Origin of the sequence: Enterococcus sp. AZ140 (assembly GCF_051714405.1) — a bacterium.
Taxonomy (GTDB): domain Bacteria; phylum Bacillota; class Bacilli; order Lactobacillales; family Enterococcaceae; genus Enterococcus_B; species Enterococcus_B pernyi.
Genome location: NZ_JBIORU010000001.1, coordinates 1952389 through 1974680 on the forward strand (window position 1 = coordinate 1952389; position 22292 = coordinate 1974680).

Annotated in this window: 13 protein-coding genes; 2 read left to right on the top strand and 11 right to left on the bottom strand. The window is 40.1% G+C overall.

Annotated features, from left to right (window positions below; translation table 11 throughout):
* Positions 1-302: 302 nt before the first annotated feature.
* The 5 genes from IGJ39_RS09010 to IGJ39_RS09030 form a co-directional block, all read right to left on the bottom strand.
* Entirely contained in the window at positions 303-2066 is a 1764-nt protein-coding gene (locus IGJ39_RS09010; RefSeq protein WP_195339539.1) for a 1-deoxy-D-xylulose-5-phosphate synthase, read from the bottom strand.
* A 166-nt stretch (positions 2067-2232) separates the two neighbouring features.
* Positions 2233-2610: a hypothetical protein gene (locus IGJ39_RS09015; protein ID WP_066025237.1), complete on the bottom strand. Its 378-nt coding sequence runs from the start codon at positions 2608-2610 to the stop codon at positions 2233-2235.
* Between the two features lie 21 nt (positions 2611-2631).
* On the bottom strand, positions 2632-3288 hold the full coding sequence (locus IGJ39_RS09020) for a hypothetical protein (protein ID WP_065096003.1): 657 nt from the start codon (positions 3286-3288) through the stop codon (positions 2632-2634).
* A gap of 59 nt (positions 3289-3347) precedes the next feature.
* Positions 3348-3887: a hypothetical protein gene (locus IGJ39_RS09025; RefSeq protein WP_065096004.1), complete on the bottom strand. Its 540-nt coding sequence runs from the start codon at positions 3885-3887 to the stop codon at positions 3348-3350.
* A 20-nt stretch (positions 3888-3907) separates the two neighbouring features.
* Positions 3908-11656 (bottom strand): InlB B-repeat-containing protein, encoded by a 7749-nt coding sequence (locus IGJ39_RS09030; RefSeq protein WP_195339538.1) that lies wholly within the window; start codon positions 11654-11656, stop codon positions 3908-3910.
* A gap of 776 nt (positions 11657-12432) precedes the next feature.
* Between IGJ39_RS09030 and IGJ39_RS09035 the strand changes: the two genes are divergently transcribed.
* Positions 12433-13935: a helix-turn-helix domain-containing protein gene (locus tag IGJ39_RS09035; RefSeq protein ID WP_195339537.1), complete on the top strand. Its 1503-nt coding sequence runs from the start codon at positions 12433-12435 to the stop codon at positions 13933-13935.
* Between the two features lie 212 nt (positions 13936-14147).
* On the opposite strand, the gene IGJ39_RS09040 is transcribed toward IGJ39_RS09035, so the two are convergent.
* Together IGJ39_RS09040 and IGJ39_RS09045 are read right to left on the bottom strand one after the other, a co-directional pair.
* On the bottom strand, positions 14148-15140 hold the full coding sequence (locus IGJ39_RS09040) for a zinc-dependent alcohol dehydrogenase family protein (protein WP_195339536.1): 993 nt from the start codon (positions 15138-15140) through the stop codon (positions 14148-14150).
* Positions 15141-15401: 261 nt separating this feature from the next.
* Positions 15402-17825: a hypothetical protein gene (locus tag IGJ39_RS09045; RefSeq protein ID WP_104776345.1), complete on the bottom strand. Its 2424-nt coding sequence runs from the start codon at positions 17823-17825 to the stop codon at positions 15402-15404.
* A gap of 422 nt (positions 17826-18247) precedes the next feature.
* Between IGJ39_RS09045 and IGJ39_RS09050 the strand changes: the two genes are divergently transcribed.
* Entirely contained in the window at positions 18248-19129 is an 882-nt protein-coding gene (locus IGJ39_RS09050) for a hypothetical protein (protein WP_104776346.1), read from the top strand.
* Between the two features lie 563 nt (positions 19130-19692).
* Here IGJ39_RS09050 and IGJ39_RS09055 read toward each other — a convergent pair.
* The 4 genes from IGJ39_RS09055 to IGJ39_RS09070 form a co-directional block, all read right to left on the bottom strand.
* Positions 19693-20700, bottom strand: a complete 1008-nt coding sequence (locus IGJ39_RS09055) for a DUF916 and DUF3324 domain-containing protein (RefSeq protein WP_100207160.1) — start codon at positions 20698-20700, stop codon at positions 19693-19695.
* A gap of 127 nt (positions 20701-20827) precedes the next feature.
* Positions 20828-21403 (bottom strand): hypothetical protein, encoded by a 576-nt coding sequence (locus tag IGJ39_RS09060; protein ID WP_010735043.1) that lies wholly within the window; start codon positions 21401-21403, stop codon positions 20828-20830.
* A 23-nt stretch (positions 21404-21426) separates the two neighbouring features.
* Positions 21427-21987: a WxL domain-containing protein gene (locus IGJ39_RS09065; RefSeq protein ID WP_019724051.1), complete on the bottom strand. Its 561-nt coding sequence runs from the start codon at positions 21985-21987 to the stop codon at positions 21427-21429.
* Positions 21984-22289 carry an LPXTG cell wall anchor domain-containing protein gene (locus tag IGJ39_RS09070; protein ID WP_438764517.1) on the bottom strand — a complete coding sequence of 102 codons (306 nt, stop codon included), beginning with the start codon at positions 22287-22289 and terminating at the stop codon, positions 21984-21986. Before IGJ39_RS09070 ends, IGJ39_RS09065 begins: the two co-directional genes overlap by 4 nt.
* Between the last annotated feature and the right edge of the window lie 3 nt (positions 22290-22292).

Here is a 22292-nt window from a genome sequence, read left to right on the forward strand (position 1 = left end):
TCCTTTGTTCTTTCTATACTGCTAATTGTAGAAAATCACTTTTTACTTCTGATTAACTTTAAGTAAATTATTTGTAGGAATATATATTTTTTGTGTAAATTTTCTAATCATTTTCAGATAAGTATTTCTATAAAAAAACAGTGGCTTGCTTCAATGCGCTATCCTCAGCATTGAAAGCAGACCACTGTTTCAGTGATTACTTATTAGATCATTTTATTTATCTATTTGATGTAAATTTGGTTCAAGTGTAAGCTCACTTCGTTCCAAATCGTTCTCCATAAATAAGCACTTCTTCGACTTGATTATCGTTGTTCGGCAAGTGTTTCTTTAATATTTTTCACGATATTCTCTACTGTCAGCCCATTTTCCGCTAATAGTTCTGATGCTTCATAGCGATCATGAAAAGCTTTATCTAAGCCGTAAGTTTGTACACGAATCGCTGCATCTCCTAAATAGCCAGCGACCATTTGACCGTACCCACCTTCCAAGAGACCATCTTCAAGCGTTACTACTATATCGTGCGTTTCTTTAAGTTCATCCAGTAATTCAGTATCTAAACCAGAGATGAACGCTGGATTGATCACTGTAGCAGTTAGTTGGAGATGTTTCTTCAATTCAACAGCAACTTCTTCTGCCAAACCATAAAAATTACCTACACCCATGATTGCTACTTTTTCGCCTTTTTGGATGACTTTGTTCTTATATAACTGACTGTAATCTGTTCGATCTACTTCACCAGAAGAAGTGATTGGGCCGACTGGTACGCGGATTGCCACTAATCGATCCGTTTGATCGATCGACCATTCAAGCATCGCTAAGTATTCTTCTTTCGTAGTTGGGGCTAAGTAGACTAGATTTGGGATATGACTCAAAAATGGAATATCAAAGATCCCTAAATGACTTTCATCATTCATTCCGTTTACAGAAGCAAGTGTCACGAGGATCGTACCTGATAAACGATTCAACGCTAAGTCATGAGAAATTTGATCATAACTTCTTTGTAAAAATGGTGAATGGACTGCCCATACAGGTTTTACTCCGCCTTTAGCTAAACCAGCAGTCATCGTCGCCGCATGTTCTTCGGCAATCCCTACATCAACAAATTGTGCGCCGACTTGTTGACGTTGTTCCGGTGAAAATAAAATCATTGGTGTGCCTGCATTTACTGCCACAACTGTTGGATCTTCCGCCATTTTGCGCAATAAGAAGTCTGTGGTTAGACTGCTATAGGTATCTGCTCCTTTCGATCGCAGATACTCACCTGTTTCGAGACTAAACGGCCCACCCGCATGGAACTTTTCGCGATTTTCTTCTGCAAAAGAGAACCCTTTTCCTTTGATGGTATGGATATGCAGGACAACCGGCGCTTGTTGATTTTTTACTTCTTCGAATAATGCGATCAAAGCAGCTAAATCATTGCCTGCGTCAAGATAACGATAATCAAGTCCTAATGCTTTAAAGAAATTGTTCGCTGCCTGACCATTCGTTTCCCTTAACTCTTTGAGATTTTTGTAAAGTCCCCCATGATTTTCTGCGATCGACTGGTCATTGTCATTGACGATAATGATCGTATTCGTGCCTAGTTCTGAAATATTATTCAAACCTTCATAGGCTAAACCACCCGATAAAGACCCATCACCAATCACTGCAACGACATTATTTGTTTCGTTTTTTAAATCTCTCGCCTTAGCTAGACCATTTGCTAAAGACAATGAAGTCGATGTATGTCCGATCGTAAAGAGATCATGTTCACTCTCTAATGGGTTCGTGTAACCTGAGACTGCCTGATAATGCGCTTGGTCCAAAAACGCTTGCGCTCTTCCTGTCAACATTTTATGCACATAGGTTTGGTGTGAGACATCAAAAACAAATTGATCTTTTGGTGAATCGAACACATAATGTAGCGCTACCGTCATTTCAACAACGCCTAGATTGGGGCCATTATGTCCACCATATTGGCTGATTTTTTGCAATAACGCGGCACGTGCTTCCTCTACTACTTGTTGAAGCTCTTCTTGCTTCAATTGCTTTAGATCTTGAGGACCTTTTATTTGTTTTAATAACATGAATTTCCCTCCTTTATTTCTGCTTAATCATACACCTTGAACCGAACTCTAAGTCAAGTGATTTTTTTAACAAATAATTCTGATTTGCGAAAATGTTGATTCTGTTGTTTTAAAGCTATTTTTTTCATTAAAAAAGCCGTAGATCCTTCAATCTACGGCTTTTCATTTATTTCTTCGATGAATAGTTCACAATGATTTTACCCATTTTTTTTGGATTTCGTCGCTTGTCACGAATAATTTGATAACTAACAAGAACGATCAAAATCAAAATCACACCTGTCAAAACGTACAATACTTGTATTTGTTCTCCCAATGGTGGTAAAACGTTCTTTTTAGGCGGTGCGCTTGGTGTCACTGATTCTTTCGGATCATCGGTGTTCGGCTTTGTGGGACTTGTTTCTTGTGTCGCATTTGAATCAAACTCTAGTTCTCCAGTGACTTCAATGGTATTAGAACTAGCTTCTATGTGCGTTTGTGGCAATCCAACGATCAATAGACTTAAAGCCATGAACAAACAAAGAATTGTTTGTTTTTTTTGTTTCATCCAATCACCTCACAATTTGAACTATGGATAAGGATCTCCAGCTTCATCTAGCGCTTCAATATTCAATGTCAACGTACTTGCAATTGAGATTGATCCTTTATCCGTTGGAAAATCAAGAACATCAGTATCAACATCTCCTTCAAAAGTAAACGTCGCTGTGCTTGCTCCTGTTAAATCACCAGGACGTGCATTCGGTGAAGCTAAGGTCATCAAATTGCCTGATAAGTTTGAATTCACCAAACCATTTTCAATCAAAAGATTGCTGTCTCCTAAACTACCAACCAATGTTAACCGATCGATTGCTGAGATATCACCAGATGAAACTGCGTAATTTCCTAGAGTGATTTTTACTGGACGACCTGAATGATTGGTGATCGTATGCTCTCCACCTAGAATTGTCTTATAGTCTTCTGGTTCAGTGAAGAAGACCGCTTTTAAAGGTAACGTCACATTCAACCATTTATCTGGATTTCCTGGTTCTGGTGCCTCCGGATCTGTGTTATCAAAACCTAAAGTTCCATCGATCGCCACATCTGCAGTCTTATCGATCGATCCACCTAATGAATTATCGATCGTTTGATCATCTCCGTTGATGACAATATCAGCTTGAACACTTGCCCCTGCTGCTAAAATCGTGCCGAACATCAAACCTGTTGCTAGAATATTTTTTGCTTTCATTTTGTTTTCTCCTTTATTTATGTCTTTATATCCTAAAGCATGATTGCTTTATTCCCTCTTTATTGATTGACATTGATGGTCACGTCAACCGTCGTTTTACCCATAAGCTTTTTATTTTCTAAATCATAAAACTCTAATTCCACTACTCCTGGATGCGTGCCTGTCGTCAACTCTTTTGCTAATGTCAATTCGGTTACTTCATATCCTGGCTCCAATAAGCCTGTTTCATATAATGTTTCTTTAGAATCCTTCATAGACAATATGGCTTGTTGCCCATAGCGATTGGTCGGCAAGTTTTGGATCCAGATATTGCCCGTTTTCCCATCCGCATTGACACTGACTTCTGGATACACATTGATAGTTACATTACTGTCGTCTACCGCTTGATTGGCATATTTTTTCAATTGGTCGCCTGTCATTTTTTCCGCATGTTTGATTTCTGGAAAATCGTCCGACAAAATCTGCGTTGGTTGGTTATTGACATACCAATACCAACCAATCGCAACGAACGCAAGCAATAATAAAAGAAGCGCCAGTAATCTTTTTTTCTTTTGTTGTTCATTTTTTTCAGTTATTTTCTGTGTTTCCTGTGTGATCATGTTCACCTTCTTGTGTGTGTTCAATTTATCTTCGCAGCAAGGTGTAAATTTAACTTGCCTGTTACTTTATTATTTTGTGTGGTATCCCCAAAATATTTTCCTGTAAAACCAAGCGACATCCGGGAATCTGACGGCACTGATTCGGCCCATTGGGTACCAGCAAAAGTACTTGCTTGTCCAACTAACGGCTTGTCAGATGGTGCCGCACCGATTCGTTGCAAATATAAAAACATCGATTCGCTCGTCGTCTCTTGTTCTGATGAATCTAAAAAGACAATATCTGAAGTACTTGCTAATTCCACATCGTTTTTGGTATGGAAGGAAACTGTCAGTTCTGTCGTTGTCGAATGATTGACCACCTGGTAATCATCACTAGTCACTTGATCGTCTAAGACATCAAAAGCCATCCGAACCGGTAACGTTACATGGATCGCTGGATCACTTTCCACCACAAAAGGAACGGTATATTCCCATGTGGCTGTTTCGCCATTAACCAATGACTCGCTGACAACGATCTTGCCAATCGTCGCTCCTTCTTTTGATGTATCAGGATATTGAGTAAAACCTTCAATTTTCAAGGTTGGATATTGACTGATATCTAAATATCGCCCAACTTGACGATCCATATCTTCACGAGACATTCCTAACACTATTTTTTGTTCCCTTGGATTTAAACGATCGATGTTTATTCGTTCAAACCCCTTCGCAGTGATTTGATAACGACTTCGATTATCCGATATCCTTGGCTGCACCGCATTATCTTGGAAGTTGTCCAGTCTGCCATTAGCTTCTGCATGGAAAATTTCCACGATATCGCCTTTCGCAACTGATAGTCTTCGATTTGTTCCGAAACCATTCAATGTATCTAACCTTTGATTGCCATTTACAGAAAAATCGAAATCTGGCGTTTGTGCATTCAATGGACCATTAGAAACAGTTGCTTGGTTATAGTGCCTGATTTGATAGTACATCTCATCTCCAAAATAGGAATGAACCGAAGTTCCAGCTAATGCACTATTATAGGTCGCAACAATTTGTGTCTGATCACTGTTCAAGCTTAAAGTTGCTGCTCGTAGGTCTGTTCCTTGAAAACTAATGCCTCTTACATTTAGTGAATGACCAAACTGATAAGTGACAGGAACATCGATCGTAGCTAATACTGTGCCATTTTTTGAAACCTCTACACGTGCAGCTTGACCATTCAGTGAATCAGGGAAACTTACAAAACGTGCATCATAATCCTCTGTTTCAGTTTGATCTTTGAAGACTGTGACAAAGTCTTTTGCCTGATAATCCGTTTCTCCATATCCATAGTTCAAAACTTGGTTCTTTGGCTGGATATCTGTATAATTTCCGATACCAGTAAAACCAATGACGCCTTGTTCATTGATGACCCCGATTGAAAAGCGTTCGGCATTATTCCGATTGATCTGGAATGTACCTGATGTGATCTCTCCTGCCAAGTCCGCTTGATATGGATTGAATAAGCGAACAGGTTGTCCTGCAAGATCTAAAGTTACTGTTACTTGGTTGGTTGAGACAGCTGTATCTACTTCTGGTTGGATCGAGTGGAAGAACTCGGCTGTTTGTCCCCCATTCGTCTGCCACCTCAAGTACGGATAAGTTCGATTGGCATTGCTCCCCAAAGCAAAACCTGTGAACCACTTCTCACCAAACCCAAGTTCAGTTATCGTTCTATCGATCAATCCTGTAGTACTACGTGCTTCACCCACACCATTTGTCGTTGTTTTTCTTGTCGTGCTTGAATCAAAATAAACATTGCTTGCTGTGATTCCTGTGGTAGTATTCGAAATTGGTTCTCCAGCAGTAAATCCTGCGACGAATAAATTCGTAAGTTGTGCGGTAGCAGTCGAATCGATTGTTCCGATCACTCCATGCCCATTTGTTGAGCCAACACTATAATTATCCGTCAATGTTAAGCGACCATTTCCTTCAATCCTGCCAATGAAACCACCAGTGCCAGTTGCAACATTTCCAAGGATATAGCCACTGTGATAACTCTCATTGATGGTGACATTCCCTAACATGACACCTATGAATCCACCAACAGAACTATTTCCACTTCGGAGATCACTCGAATTGATACTTCGCTCAATCTGCACTTGACTATTTTCTGTCACATAGCCAATCAACCCTCCACGGTAGCTAGCAGTTGAAGAATTCACTGTCGAGCGAGTTTCACTCTGTGTATCGGTGATCGTTACTGTACCAGATACTTCACCGACCAGCCCGCCTAGATTCAAGGTATAATTATTACCACCAGTAAAATTCACTTTTGAACTAGAGTGACTCATGTTAAGCACGCCCGTCGTGCGACCGACGAGACCCCCTAATAGACCGTTCGAAGTATTCGAGTGAAGGTTACTTGATACTTGGCTATTCGTAATCGTTAGTTGTCCATTGTTGGTTCCAACAAAAGCTCCGCTTCCATTTGACTGGTTTGAAACAATGCTACTGTTACTATCCATCTGGATATTCTCAAGTTCAACCATATTTCCTGTACCAATTTGAGCAATCACCCCTGCTGTATAGTTGGTATATGACTGTCCTCTAGTATTCGTCACCCTCAAGTTTTCAAATGTTAGATTCTCAATTCGTAAAGAAGCATTCCCGACTGAGCGAATAAAGGCTAAGTCTACTTCTCCACTAGTCAATGTCAAATTCTTGATGACCGCATGATTACCGATCAATTTCGCTCCGTATACTTGTCTGCCAGAAAAGGTACCTGCATTTGCCATATCGATTGCTATCCCATCTTCTGGTTCAATCGAATAGTTTTCATCGTCTTGATCAAAAGGTGCTTGACGATTCAAAAAGCGACTTAGATCTTCTGCTGTACGAATGACCGTTTGCACATAATTTGCTGTCACTGTTGCATCTTCTGTCCCCATCGTGAAAGTAGCTGTTCGATTTTTTTGATCAACATTTGTCACGGTACTTCCTGTGCCCGTCACGCTAAATCCAACAAAACGATACCCTGTATTTGCTTCAGCCGCCTGAATCGTTGTTGTTTCCCCTTCGATAAAATTCGTTTGGTCAGCGTTTGGATCAGCTGCACTCCCTGCCAAGGGATCACGGGCCAGTGTCAAACTCATTCGCCTTGCGGTAAAGCCAACGACTCCTTGCTGATTGATGACCCCAATTGATACGTTTGCGACATTGCCTCGATTGAAAACAAAGCTTCCTTCTGTGGCTTCAGTGGCTAACCCCGAGCTGTATGGATTAAATAATCGCAATGGCTCATTTTTCAAATCCAACGTTACCGTTACTTGGTTGCCCGTCACTTGACGATCGACCATTGGATCGATGCTATCAAAAAACATAGATGGTTGCGTATTTTGGGTCTGCCAACTCAGGTATGGATAGGTTTTATTCGTACGTTGAGCCACTGAAAAGTCGGTTCGCCAACGACTCCCGAAACCTAGTGCAGTGGTTGTTGATTCAATCAACTCTAGCGTAGTTTTCGCTTCACCTACTCCAGTCGTAGTTGATTTGTTCGTTGTACTGGAATCAAAATACACATGGGTCGCAGTGATACCCATCGTATCTGAGGAAATGGGTTGTCCCCCAGTAAAACCTGCAACAAATAGTTTGCTGAGTGTCACTCGATCCGTTAATTGATTGATCCCGATCACACCATTGCCATTGGATGAGCCAATGCTATAACTATCCACGACACTAAGTCCGCCATTGCCTTCGGTCATACCAATGAACGCAGCAGTTCCTAGACTTGTACTTCCTTGGACATGTCCATTATGATAGCTTTCCTCGATGTTAGCAGTTCCTGACATCCTTCCGATAAATCCGCCCACATAACTGTTATTTCCTCGCATATCACCGGCATTGATACTTCGTTGGATCGTGACCTCCCCTGAGAAGGTCACTCGACCAATCATTCCACCTCGATATGTTCCGCTCAATGAATTGATTGCTGTTTGGCTTTCACTTACAGAATCAGTGATTGTTACCTCACTACTGGTTTCACCCACTAGTCCACCGATATTTAATGTATATGAACCACCACCAGTAAAAGTAACTCGAGAAAGACTACTCTCAATGATCAATGGACCGTCATTTTTACCAACAAGTCCACCCATTAGTCCATTAGCTGTGTTGGAATGTAACGTTCCTGAAACCTCACTGTTTTTGATTGATGCTGAACCTTGGTTGTTCCCGATCAATCCGGCACTCCCATAGGGTTGACTAGCAGCAATTTGACTGTTTTCATTGATCGTGATATTTTCAAGTTCAACTGACTTACCGCTTACTACTTGACCGATGATTCCAGCCACGTTAGATTGCGTCCTCGTATCATTGACGAGTAGTCCTTCTAACTTCAAGTTCTCGATTCGTGAAAGGTTGCCACCGTTTAACGTTTGGATCAATCCAAGAGAAACACCGGAAGCTACTAATGAAAGATTTTTGATGATCGTGCCATTTCCGATCAGATGACCAGAAAATTGACTACGTCCTGAAAAATCACCTTCTCCTGACATGTCGATCGTTTGATTTGTTTCTGGTTCGATCGTGTAAGTCTGGTCGTTTGCATCATAAGGAGACTCACTTCGTAAAAACTTTCCGAGATCATCGGCATTACGGATAATCGTTGAGGCGTATTCTGCTGTGATGACCGTGTTTTCAGTTCCAATCGTGACTGTCGCTGTTCGTGCGGTCAAATCGATGTTTGAAACTGAACTACCCGCACCGGTCACACTAAACCCAACAAAGCGATAGCCTTCGTTAGGTGCAGCTGCTTTGATTTGTGTCGTTTCACCTTCAAGAAAATCATTTTTTTCAATCTCTGGATCATGATCACTACCAGCGATTGGATTACGAGCGCTCGTCGCCGTCATTCGTCGGGCAGTAAAGCCAACGACGCCTTGCTGATTGATGACACCAATCGACACTCTTGCAATAGATCCACGATTGAAAGTGAAGGTTCCTGCTGTCGCTTCACCAGCTAAGCCAGAACTATATGGATTGAATAGTTTCAATGGCTCGTTTTGTAGATCTAACGTTACCGACACTTGATTACCCGTTACTTGACGATCGACCATTGGATCGATGCTGTCAAAAAACATCGCCGGTTGCGTGCCTTGGGTCTGCCAACTCAGGTAAGGATAGGTTTTATTCGTTCGCTGAGCCACTGAAAAATCGGTCCGCCAACGATTCCCAAAACCTAACATATCGGTTGTGGATTCGATCAACTCCAAGGTTGTTTTTGCTTCACCTACACCTGACGTAGTTGTTTTATTCGTGGTACTTGAATCATAATAAACGTTTGTCACATTGATTCCTGACGTACTTGAAGTGATGGGTTGCCCCCCAGTAAAACCTGCGACAAAGAGTTGATTCAACGTAACATTACTTGCTAGTTGATTGACACCGATCACCCCATTACCATTGGAAGAGCCAATGCTATAACTATCCATGATATCAAGAGCGCCACTGCCTTCAGTCAAGCCGACAAAGCCTGCGGTTCCAAGGCTCGTACTTCCTTGGACATGCCCGCTGTGGTAACTTTCTTCAATTCTTGCAGTTCCAGACATTTGGCCGATAAACCCACCGACATAACTATTATTTCCACGCATATCACTGACGTTAGCACTTCGTTGGATCGTCGCATTTCCGGGAGAAATCACTCGACCAATAAATCCACCTCGAAAAGTGCCACTTAATGAATTGATGGCTGCATGACTCGCACTCCTTGAATCAGTGATCGTGACTGATCCATTGGTTACACCTACTAGACCTCCTATACTTAGTGTATAAGATCCCCCTGAGGTAAATTCCACTTGTGAGAGACTCGTTTCAATGGTCAATTGACCTTCATTTTGTCCAACGATCCCCCCCATCAAACCATTGGCAGTGTTGGAATGCACAGTACCAGCGATGTCACTGTTTTTGATTGTTACTGACCCCTGATTGTTCCCGATCAGTCCCGCACTTCCATTCGGTTGATTCGCTGCGATTTGACTACTTTCATCAATCGTGATATTTTCAAGCGCAACTGACGTACCAGTAGCAACTTGACCGATGATTCCAGCTGAGTTAGACAATGTTCGTGTATTATTTAGTACCAAGCCAGCTAAGGTTAGATTTTCGATTCTAGAATCATTGCCGCCGTTGAGTGTTTGGATCAATCCAAGAGAAGCATTTGACGCCACTAATGAAAGATTTTTGATGATCGTCCCATTTCCGATCAGGTTACCTGAAAATTGACTACGCCCTGAAAAGTTCCCTTGTCCAGACATATCGATTGTCTGATTGGTTTCTGGTTCGATCGTGTACGTCTGTTCATTGGAATCATAAGGAAATTCGCTTCGTAAAAATTTTCCAAGATCCTCTGCATTGCGGATGACCGTCGAAGCATACTCTGCTGTGACTGTCGCATTTTCAGTTCCCATAGTAAAGGTGGCTGTGCGATTGGCTAAATCAACATTTGTGATCGTACCGTTACCTGTCACATTGAAACCCGCTAAACGATAGCCAGGTAAAGGTGCGCCTGCTGTGACCGTCGTCGTTGCACCTACCACTAGAGTAGTCGTTGGTGCAGTTGGGTTGCTTGCACTTCCGGCTTGTGGCGAACGTGCCAGAGTCAAGGTTCGATTACTCAACTCATAACGTGCGGTAACGGTCGCATTTTGTGATCCCATGGTAAACGTTCCTGTGCGATTGGCTGTATTCACATTCGTGATCGAACTTCCTGTACCACTCACATCAAATCCTGCAAATTGATATCCCGTCGCTGGAGCCGCAGCGGTCACTGTCGTTGTAGCCCCTTGTGCCAGTGTAGTCACAGGCGCCGATGGATTTGCACTCGCTCCTTGTGATGGGTTTCTAGCAAATGCTAATGTATGAGCGGGTAGTTCAGTAAAACTGCCACGGATCGCTTGGTTAACCGTTGCAAAATAGTTCACATAGTACATATGAATATAACTAGGTGCATGGTAAAAATAAGTATTGAAAATCCAATCTAAATCAACTAAAAAGGAGTTTGCTCTTTGACTAGTGATTGTTGCGTCTCTGATCCTTTCCACTCGTACCGTAAACTCTTGAAAGTCAGCTAAACTTCCTTCATTGCTATTTGACGGAGATAAGACAGGATTTTTAATTTGATAAGGGCTACTTTCTTGAATAGTAAAACGAAAATCTCCATTGCTATGCTGAATCGAATTTACTCCGAATTGGTACTGGTTTCTTGTGGGCATCCCGGAAAAACTAACACCTGCATACAATAAATCATTAACATTTCGATATAAAAATTGTCGTGGTAACATCACTCGCCCTTCAATACTATTCCCAGTTCTGTTACCTAATTGATTGCCCCCCGACCATACAATGGACGCTCGGCTATCATTTAAAAAATAATTCCTAAAAGTTGTTGGAAACTGTGTGCGGGTACCACTGGCATTTCCTTGCAAGAATTGTGAAATCCAAAAACTATTCAAATTATTTAGCTGTTGTAAATTTCTTGGTTCTCTTTCCAGTAAAGGCTCATCGCCTACTACTTCTGGTACCACTTCTTCTGGCACTACCGGTTCACTCTCTTCCTCAGTCGCCTCCTCACCTTCTACCAATGTTTCTTCTATTGTTTCCTGTAATTCACCAACATCTTCTACCTGTTCTTCTACGCTTGACTCGTTGATCGTCTCAGCGATAACACTGATAGTATTTCCTAATGACGAGAGAAGCAGCAAGATAATTACAATAATATGTAAACTTTGTTTCTTATAAAAATGAGTCATTTCCTCCTCCTACTCTACACGTATTACTTGACGTGACGTAATCTGCTGATTTTTTGGCAGAAAGTTATACTCAATGTATTGAATGTACTGATTTATAGTGATTCATTTTCTACTTAGTATCTTCTATTGCACGATTGATTCCCTAAACAACTGTTCTTTGTAATAGAACATGCCTACTTTTTTAGATATTGCTAGTTATATGTTCGACTAATTGAATAGCTGCACCCCTTTCTTAACCCAGATGAAACTATGATATTAAATAACGATGTAACAAAGCTATTATTTTTTCATCTTTTGATTATAATAACACTAATCTATTCTTTGTTTATTTTTATTTTTTTTCGAACAAAAAAAAATAAAGCACTGCCTTATTTCTATAAGTTCTGTAATTATAGTAATAGTCATTGGTTTCAATACATACACCCATAGTCAAAAACTATTTTTTTATTATTCAGAAAAAAATATCACACTATGCGCCTAAGAAATTTTTGTATACTCTTTATTGAAAAAACAAAATATCTTCACTTATAAAAAATAACAAAATTATTTAAAAAACAATTATTCGATAAAAAACACGGCAATTCCAACTATTTGCCCTTAATTTAAAACAGATTATTTTTAAATTATAATGATTTTTTATTTCAAACGTTTGTTTTTTTTGTATACTTATAATATGCACATCTTTCCCTGAGCCTATCTAACTATGTGTTTTAACTTTACAGAGAGACTATATTTCTTACATATTTATAGAAAAATAAAGATTGGAAGCCAGAATAATGGAAAATTTACCCATCACCTTACAACTTGATAATCAGTTTAAACGACAATATCAAATTTTAAATTTAGTACATAAAAATAAAACCAACCAGTTAACGCTCAATGAACTTTCTCTTAACTTAGAGAAGTCAAAACCAACACTAAAAAAAGACATCGAGGAAATCAATCAAGCGCTGAACGAGCAGTGCGTTTCACTGAAGATTGATCACAAAGGACTACTATCGTTTCACTACAAAAAGGTAATGACAATCGATTCGATGATCACCTTATTAGCTAAAAGGACCATCACCTACCAGATCATGGATCTATTGCTTCATAATGTAACTTACTCAACCGATGAATTAGCCGATGCCTTGATGGTCTCTAGAAGTACAATTTTTAAAACGATCCGTCATATGAATAATATCTTGAAGGAATTCAGTGTGACGATCACCACTGGACCATTGACTTTATCAGGTAGAGAAGAAGATATTCGTTTTTGTTTTTTTGCCTTTTACTCAAGTTTTGGCGATAGTACGATCATTGATTCAGATAGTGAAATCGATGCACAGTATTTAGTCGACGAAGGCCATAAAAGAGATCATGCCTTTTTACATTTTAGCCATTTTCGTGCCGCTTTATGGCTGTCGATTGCAAAAGCACGTTGGAAGTGTAAAAAACTTTGCAACTTAAATCGAAGTATCAAAGTGTTGATCAAAAGCAGCAAAGGCTTCTCTTCACTTGAGCCATTATTACAGGATTACTATCTTTCACGCTCGAATGAAACACTCTCATTAAATGAAACGATGTGGTTATACTTGGTCTCACTTCATTGTATTTCCTACACACGTCAAAGCAATTTGGACGATGGTCGCTCCTATGCATTTTATCGAGAAGAAAGCCCTGGTGTCATCGAAGCGATCCAACGTTTTCTAGCGACTGTTTTCCCGGAACACATGATCAAAGACGGGACACTAGAAAAAATGGAAGCCTACTTGGTCAATGCGCGTTTACTTTCTAAAATGAGCCATACTTATGAATTACATTCACCCACGATGGTGACGCAAATGAAGGCACGTTATTCTGAGCTCTACCAAGTATGGCTTGAAAAATTGACGATTCTAAAAAATAACCCATTATTTGGTTTTGTTCATATCGATTATCTTGCAGCTGCGTTGACAACGTTTCATGCTTCGCTGTTGATGAAGCAGTCGTATCGCCCTTTACGCATTTTGTTTACGATCCAAGGACCGCCATCTTTAGATGATTATATCCTGAATGAGATCGAGACACTTTTTATGCAACGGTCAACGGTCGAATTTCAAATTGAACATGCTGTCACAAAAGAATCGATCGAAACCTACCAAGCTGATCTCGTAGTTTGTAATTACGATCTTCATTTGATTGATGAACAGGTTTGTCGCATCCATCGAATCTCCAATGTGCCGACGATAGCGGATTGGCGTCTTTTAATGGAGACGATCACTTATTTGTCTTTGCCTGCTTATTCACAAACTAACTAAAGGAAAAACACTCCCTATCCTTTAGCCGTGATCTCAAAAAGAGGTCGAAACAGACGTGTTTAACCTCGAGAAATAAGGCGCCACCCACGAAATTTGTTCTCCAAGTTTTCGTGGGTGGCGCCTTATTTTGCGAAGAGTTTCCTTCTATTCTTGCCGTTCATTCGGTTTTAAGTGGTACAAGAGGACGAATATCACACTCTCTTTTGATTGTCTCAGCCCTCTAATGGAACATCGAAATTTAAAAATATTTTTTCTTTTTTCTTTTCTGCCTCTATCAATGCCTGACGATACTCAGAAATTGGATACATGGGAGCGGTAGTTAGTAGGTTCAATTGTCCCTCTTCAACCAAACGGAATAGTTGTTGAAATTGTTTCTGCCATTCTTCATTGGAAACCGAATCCGCCCAATGCCTTAGATGATAGACTTTGGCTTGGATCGGCAATGTTTGGATGAGCGACCAATCAACTTGTTGACCAGAGAGTAACCCGATCGCAACGAACTTCCCATACGGTTGAATCGCTCGCGCCATAGTTTCACCGCTTTTCCCACCTACTTGATCAATCGCCGCCCTTACGCCTTTCCCCTTTGTATGTGCTAAAATTTGCGGCAACGTTGTTTCTTCATCCCAAAGAACGACCAAATCTGCTCCTAGTTCAGTTAACTCTTTTTTATATTTTTCGTGGCGAACGATTGCAATGACTTTAAATGATAAAATTTTACTCAATTGGATAAAAATTCTACTAATGGAAGAATTTCCTGCATTGAGCAAAATATGATCTCCTTTATTTAGGTTCAATTCTTTTGTACAGATCAACCATGCGGTTACAGGATTGATGTACATCTGGGCAGCTGTTAATAGATCGACCGAAGAGGGAACAATTACTAATTCACTCTTGGGTACTGTGTGATAGGTTTGCCAAGTTCCTTCCCCTCGTAGGGGTAAAACGTACTGTCCTATCATTTGTTTATCCTGAGGATCAGTGACTTGGATCACTTTCCCGACACCTTCATACCCAGCAATTTGTGGCAAGTTGATGCGATGTGCATAGGCGCCGTGGATTGGAATCAAATCAGAAGGATTGATTGGAGCCACTAACATTTTGACCAAGACTTCTCCTTGTCTTAAAGTGAGTGGTTGCTCTTCTAGTTGCACAACCTCTTGTGGCAAACCAAATGCTCGGTAAATCAGACAGTGATTTTTCATTTTTTTCTCCTTTGATGATCGTTGGATTCTTTTCACAAGTGTAACATTTACCTGAAATAAAAAGAAGACTGTGCGCACCTTAGAAACGAATAAACGGCGGAAACAGAAGTACGATCTTCAAAAAAAGACGACGACCACAAAAATTTTAAGAAGCAATTTTCATGGTTGTCGCCTGATTTCTTGAGCTTAAACACTTCTGTTTCCATCTCTTGTGATATCCGTAAGATAATGAACCGGTACAGATCAATTAGTAATGACGTATCAGTTGACTGCTACGACTGTTACTTTGACAGTTTTTGCCCCAAAACCATACTGATTCGCCATCAGTACCACTTCATATTCGCCAGGAATAGGCAAAACATTGTTCTCTTTGATGACTGCACCTTTCACGACTTTGCCATCACTATAAACAGTTCGTGCATTTGTCGCTTTGATAATGGAGGCGTCATCTATTTCATCGGCCGTAATAACAGCATCTTCTGCTAAAAACGTATAGCCTTCTGTAAGATTTTCAGAACGAACGATCACTTCAACTGTTTTTTCAATATCGCCTTTATCGATACCGATCGTTACTTCATAGTAACCGACTTCGTCTTTGACTGTCGATGCTTTGATCACTGGTCGTGCGTCGACTGGTCGACCAGATAAATCTGTCACAGTGGCCCCGACTGCCGCTAAGATTGATTGGTCATCCGTCTGTCCGACAGTCACAGCAGCATCTGCTGCATTTAAAATGTACTCTTGTTGTGGAACTTGCTCCCCAACTACTGTGATTTTCACTGTTTTTTCCACACGTTCATCTTGTTCGATACCAATCGTCACTTCATATTCTCCTGGAGTATCTTTTACTGTGCTATGCTTGATGATCGGTACGACTTGTTTTCCTAATGTTTGATTGAACACATACGCATTGGTTGCTAACAAAAGGGAGTAATCATCTGTCTGTCCGACCTTGACTTCTGCATCTTCTGCAATCACGAAATAATCAAAGTTAGGGATTTCAGTTTCTTCTCCTTCAACAGTCACATTCACTGTTTTTTCAATCGTAGAGTCTTGACTGATTCCTAGCGTGACTTTGTAGACACCTGCTTTATCTTCTATCGTTGAGTTTTTAACGATAACAGCGATCATATTTCCATAGCTATCATAGGCCTGCGCATTGGTTACTTCAATGATTGAACGAGCATCTGTTCGACCAACTGTTGTGAAGCCATCATTGGCATAAAGTTCATAGGATAATTCAGGTTCAGTTGTCTCTTCACCAATGACTGTCACTTGGATCTTCTGTTCGATTGAAAGGTCTTTATCCACTGCAATCGTTGCTTCATAGACACCTGCTTTATTTTCAACGGTTGAGGATTTGATGATTGGTTTTGCTTCGTACGTCAAATACCCATCTTGATCCTTCACTTCAGCGCCACTAGCCCAGAGAATTGTCGCCTCATCGGTTTGCCCAACTTGTAAAGTGATATTCTTTTCCAAGACATTCAAATGATACTTAGGCTGGTCCTCTGGATTTTGTACCGTAATTTTCACTTTTTTTTCAATAGAATCATCTTGGATTACACCAAATGTCACGTCATACTCTCCCGGAGTATTTTGGACTGTTGACTGTTTGACAACGACTTGTCCCACTTTTCCTGTCGTTGCATCGATTGCATATGCCCCACTTGCCGCTATCAATGATTGTTCATCTGTTTGTCCAATAGAAACTATCGTATCTTCAGCAAGTAATTGATAATTGGGCTGACCTACTGTGTCCTCGTTTGCCTGCATCACGGTGACAGTGATTGTTTTTTCAATAGTCATATCTTGATCGACAGCGATTGTCGCTAGATAAATACCTGGAAAGTCTTGGACAGTGGATGACTTGATGACGGCTTTTGCGTCCACTGCTTCGCCACGCTGATTCGTGATCTCGACATTAGCAGCTGAGAGGATTGATGCCTCATCCGTTTGACCGACCATGACTGTCGCATCCTGGGCACTGAATACGTAGCTTTCTTTGTCTGAGACAGTGACTTTGATCGTTCGTTCCACACGAGGATCTTCCTTGATCCCTAAGGTCATTTCATACTCACCTAATTGATTTTCAACGTTTGAGCTTTTTACGATCACATCAAATAACTCGCCCTTTTCATTACGTGCATAGGCACCGGCAACTTTTAGAATGTAATCAGTAGCGGTTTGTCCTACTAGTACAGTCACGTCTTCTGCTAAAATCGTATATTTTGTTTCTTGTTTCTCATTTAAAACTGTTACTTTTACTGTTTTTTCCACACTGGCATCTTCTTTTAAGCCAACGGTCAGCTGATATTCCCCTGGCTTTGCTTCAACGGTTGTTGCTTTGACATAAGGCGTGAAACCACTTAGAGGTTCACCTTCTTCATCAACGACTTTCGCATCTGCAGCCACTAAGAGTGAGGCAGAGTCAATTTTTTCGGGCAAGACAGTTGCATCATAAGCGACTAACTCATACTTTTGATCTAAACGATTGATTTGTTCTTGGTCGGAAGTGATCGATCCTAGTAAAGACTGATTGAGTTGACTCGTCTGTAAAGAATCATTCTCCTTGCTCTTTTCTACTGACTGAATTGCTGCTGACACATGGGAAACTGGCACCATCATTGTCGACACAGTGAGACCGAGCAACATCAACTGACACATTGTTTTCCTTTTTTTCATAATGTAGATCATCCTCCTAAGGAAATTTTACCCACCAATTATCTATGGATAGATTCTTCACCCATTCATAGCCCCCTTTTATTGGCGGTTTTTTTGTAAAGAAATAACAATCCACATCCTTTACACCAAGAATAATAACACCATTTATCAGCATTATCGTGCTTATTATTTCCTATTATAGAAATAAATTCACACCAATATCTTAGAAATATTCGCCATTGATTACTGCTATTAAAAGAACACTCAATTATTAGAAATCTCCCAGTATCATAATTTTTTCGGAAATAAAAAAAAAGAACATCAAAATATACCAGCTAAAATTTGATGGCTGCGCCATCATGGAACCGCCATTTGATGATATACTTGATTTGTGAAACCCTTACCAAATACTCACAATAAGCAATTGAAGGAGTCATGCTTTTATGGATGCAGCTTATCGATTAAAAACGAAAATAGACCAAAATGAACCAATTGAAGATCCCATGATCTATCTTGAGCAATCACAGATCGTCAAAAAATATGAACAACAAGAGAATCTATCCGCTTTAGGAAAAATTTTTGCTTTGGTTGGTTTAGCCGAAATCCCCTATGCCAGTCAATTACCAGTTACCCAGTCATTGATCCAGTATGTAGAAAAAACGATTGCGACGTCAGACGGTTTTTCTTATACCGGAAAAGCAGAAGATATCGTTCCTTGCTACAATGCGATGTTACTGGAAGCCTATGTTCGTCTCGGTTTAGGGCAAAAACTTTCTGCACAGCGAGCACTCATGTGGATCAAAAATTATCAGCTCTTTGAACGGAATCAAACAACCTCATGGACAGGACGTGGTATTTGTCAACATGGCGGTTGTTTAAGAAAAACCCCTTGTTACATCGGCATTGGAAAAACTGTTCGTGCGTTGATCACTTATCAAAAAATGGTGGATCAAACTGACCCACAAGTAAAAAAAATGATTGCTGATGGTGTGATGTATATGGAAAAGCATCAATGGTTCAAACGCTTATCGAATGGACAGCCCATTTCTGCACATATTACAGAAAATATGTTTCCACAAGGCTACGTTTTATCCTTGACCGATCTTATCTACATCGCTTCTCATACTCCAGATCTTGATCAAGAGGCATTACACCCATTGATCAAGTTATTGAAAATGAAGCAAACCAAAACAAAAGGTTGGAAAAATGAATATATCTATCGCTATAATGGTTACCAACCCTTCAGTATGCGTCGCCAAGACTGTCCTTGGATCACTGAAATAGTTTTACAGTTTATTCATACAAATTCGTTAAAATCATTTTAAAAAAATGGTCGATATATAACAAAGGAACCTAATCCCATTTTTTAAAATGTTATTAAAAAACGAACGTTCTACATGAACATATTTTCACAATCCTCTGCAAATCAAGCGTTTATATATAAAAACCACTTATTTTTATTTTAAAATCAAAAAAAATATTTTGTTATGATACTATTAATAGTTTTAAAAATAACACAAAAATGGTATTATTTGATTATGAAGATAATAGAGGAGTGAATGATGTTGGTTCAGTTAAGCAAGTTTTTATTTTGGTTTCCTTTAAGTATTGCCGTGCTAGCATTTTTTTATTTCTTTAAATTAACTAAGCGCACTTTTCTGGTGTTCCTAGCTGCATGTCCAGTGATTTATTTTATCACTAAAATCATGGCGTATTACTTTTATGATTCTCTGAGGGTGTTTGTATATTACGAAATCGGCCTTCTAATATCTGTGATTTTTTTCATCAGTGTGCTTTATTATTTCTATAAAAAACGCTAACTGACAGAAAGAGATTGTGATCCCTATGCTAAGACTCGTGTTAACATAAGGATCACAACCCCTTTTGGTTACTCTTCTTTTTTCTTCTTACGTATGAATAGAAAATAAATGATCAATAGAAGGATGATCCCAAGTAAGACACCCACAACTACATAGACCCAAGTCGGGATTGACTGCTGATTCACTTTAGAGATTGCTACCTTATTCACTTCTTTCGCATCACTCTCACTGATTGTAAATTCGCGATCGAATACCCACTCGTTGTCTTTTGCATCTGAGATTGTCAAATGTAAGGAATAATCTCCCGCTTCCAGTCGTTCATTGTCCCAATCGATTGCAAATCGATACGTTGACAAGGGCGCCATTTGCATCTCTTTATCATAGGATACTTCTTTTATGACTTCCCCTGTGGCATCTTTCACCTCAGCTGCATATTTCAAATGACCGATCGCATCCATCGTTGGATTCTTCAAAGTGGCTACCACACTTGTTTTCCCAAATGAAATGGCTGGTTCGACGCCTTTCAATTCCACTTTTCTTTGCACTTCATTCGTATTATTCGTTAATTTCAATCCTAAGACATAGCCATAATTGTTGACGATTTGGCCCTCTTGTTCCGCTTGACCTACTTTCATGACATGGATGGCTGCCAAGATTTGTCCATCAAATTCTTTTTCCGGCATTGTGAGGTCAACGCTAACTTCTTGTGACTTCCCACCAGCTAAAGTGATGCTTTCTGGGACTTTTGCAATGTTGTCGATTTGAAATTCCTCCGGTATATCTGGATCATCAGTTGGTTGCGTGTAATCAATAAACCCTTGGTCATTCGTATAGGCTTGGTTTACTGCAACCTGATAAGTTGACTCTTCATTCGATGTATTTTCTATCAGAAACTTGATCGTTTGTTTTTGACCAGGTTCTAGTTGTAAATCAAAATAAGTTAATTTTTTATCGGCTTGATTTTCTGGAATAATTGCTTTGATATGAAAGCCCACTTCACTCTCAGTCTCTGCCTCGGTGACTAAGGGGAAGCAAAAAGCAAACATGCAACAAATGGCTAAAATTATTTTCCGCATCACTACACCTCATTTATCGATTCATTTGGTTTTTCCCAGAGATTTGATCATGAACAAAAACCTATAGAAAGAATTGAAGCAATCGCTGAATGCGATTGCTCCAATCTTCTCAATTTGAGCACAACCATTAAGAAGCATCTGCCGTATTGTACAATTGATAATTGATCGTACCGTTCAAGACATTATTTACTTGTAAGACATTGCTCGGATCAGTAAAACCAATTGCGATCGATGTTACCGGAGTGGTGATTTGACCGGTATTATTTCCGGCATCTGGTGTAGTCGCTGATCGAGCGACAATCCCAGTTGCGCCTGTACCAACTAATTGTGCACCATTGATTTGGAATGAATTCACATCAAATGTGGCTGGTGCAGCTGCTCGTGTCAATTGATTGTTCGCAACAGTTGCTCTCACTGACCATGCTTGAGCGATACTATCATTTGAAACAACGATATTTCCTGGTGTACCGATCGTTCCAGTACTAAGTGAATACGTGCCATTTTCGATTTCCGTCTCAAACGCATAAGTCGCTGGAACGGCATCGAGTCTTAAATCTCCTGAAGTAGCATCGGTGATCGTTACAGTCGTTGGTGTACTTCCAGTTTGTCCTGGTACCTCTGCTGCGAATGCTGCTACTCCACCTATATTTACTAAAATCAACCCTGCGAATACTGCACTTAATGTTTTTGTTTTGTGGTTCATTTTTATTCCTCCTTGATTTTCAATTAATCTACATCGGCAACCACATTTACGAGGTTGACCGTCTGTATCGCTTTATAGGTACCACTTGGACTATTAGCAGGAACACTCAACTTAATACTTTCTTTCGGGATGATCAATCGAAAGTTTTGTTTCGTTCCTTGACTGACTTTGACGAGTTCTTGCGTTTCGCCATGACTGATATTTTCTATATCATTGACTTGATAGACAGTGGTTTTTTCTGTCGTCAACTGTCCATCTTTCATAGAAAGTTTTGCTGTATATTCCTGCTGATTTTTAAAAGCAGATAATGAATAATCGAGTTTCCACCCGTTTGTTCCAGAACGATTGTCAACCACTTCGATCACTAGATCTTGCTTTGCTTGTACTTCAATGTCCGTCTCAGGGACTGGGTAGCGATCAAAAGTTGGTGGTATTACTTTCTTTAAATAAATAGCAGGTTCGATGATTTGGACATTCACTGCTGATTTTTTCTCTTCACCAACAGAAGAAGCTCGGATCTTTGGAGGAGAAACAAACATCAGGAGCAAGATAAATAGTAGCAACCATTTGATTTTAGGCTTCATCGCTTCTGCCTCCTTGATCGATACATCAGTCCGACAAATCCAATCAGCAATGTACCGAGAAATGCAGACGTTCCATACAACAAACTACCTGTTTGCGGAAGCATCCCCTCCGCTTGCGGTTTGGTCGTTCCACTTTCACCCTTATCTATGGGACTCACTTCATCTTTTTCATATAATTCAAACTGGATTTCTTGCTGATCGGAAGCAATCACTTCGTCGACAAACGTAGGAGCGACTCGCACAAAGCCAGTGAACAAAACAACACTAAGCAGGAACAAAAGATTCATAGTTATTCGCTTCATCTC

Coding starts and splice junctions, on each gene's coding strand:
- IGJ39_RS09010 (WP_195339539.1), bottom strand. CDS start 2,066: ATGTTATTAAAACAAATAAAAGGTCCTCAAGATCTAAAGCAATTGAAG.
- IGJ39_RS09015 (WP_066025237.1), bottom strand. CDS start 2,610: ATGAAACAAAAAAAACAAACAATTCTTTGTTTGTTCATGGCTTTAAGT.
- IGJ39_RS09020 (WP_065096003.1), bottom strand. CDS start 3,288: ATGAAAGCAAAAAATATTCTAGCAACAGGTTTGATGTTCGGCACGATT.
- IGJ39_RS09025 (WP_065096004.1), bottom strand. CDS start 3,887: ATGATCACACAGGAAACACAGAAAATAACTGAAAAAAATGAACAACAA.
- IGJ39_RS09030 (WP_195339538.1), bottom strand. CDS start 11,656: ATGACTCATTTTTATAAGAAACAAAGTTTACATATTATTGTAATTATC.
- IGJ39_RS09035 (WP_195339537.1), top strand. CDS start 12,433: ATGGAAAATTTACCCATCACCTTACAACTTGATAATCAGTTTAAACGA.
- IGJ39_RS09040 (WP_195339536.1), bottom strand. CDS start 15,140: ATGAAAAATCACTGTCTGATTTACCGAGCATTTGGTTTGCCACAAGAG.
- IGJ39_RS09045 (WP_104776345.1), bottom strand. CDS start 17,825: ATGAAAAAAAGGAAAACAATGTGTCAGTTGATGTTGCTCGGTCTCACT.
- IGJ39_RS09050 (WP_104776346.1), top strand. CDS start 18,248: ATGGATGCAGCTTATCGATTAAAAACGAAAATAGACCAAAATGAACCA.
- IGJ39_RS09055 (WP_100207160.1), bottom strand. CDS start 20,700: ATGCGGAAAATAATTTTAGCCATTTGTTGCATGTTTGCTTTTTGCTTC.
- IGJ39_RS09060 (WP_010735043.1), bottom strand. CDS start 21,403: ATGAACCACAAAACAAAAACATTAAGTGCAGTATTCGCAGGGTTGATT.
- IGJ39_RS09065 (WP_019724051.1), bottom strand. CDS start 21,987: ATGAAGCCTAAAATCAAATGGTTGCTACTATTTATCTTGCTCCTGATG.
- IGJ39_RS09070 (WP_438764517.1), bottom strand. CDS start 22,289: ATGAAGCGAATAACTATGAATCTTTTGTTCCTGCTTAGTGTTGTTTTG.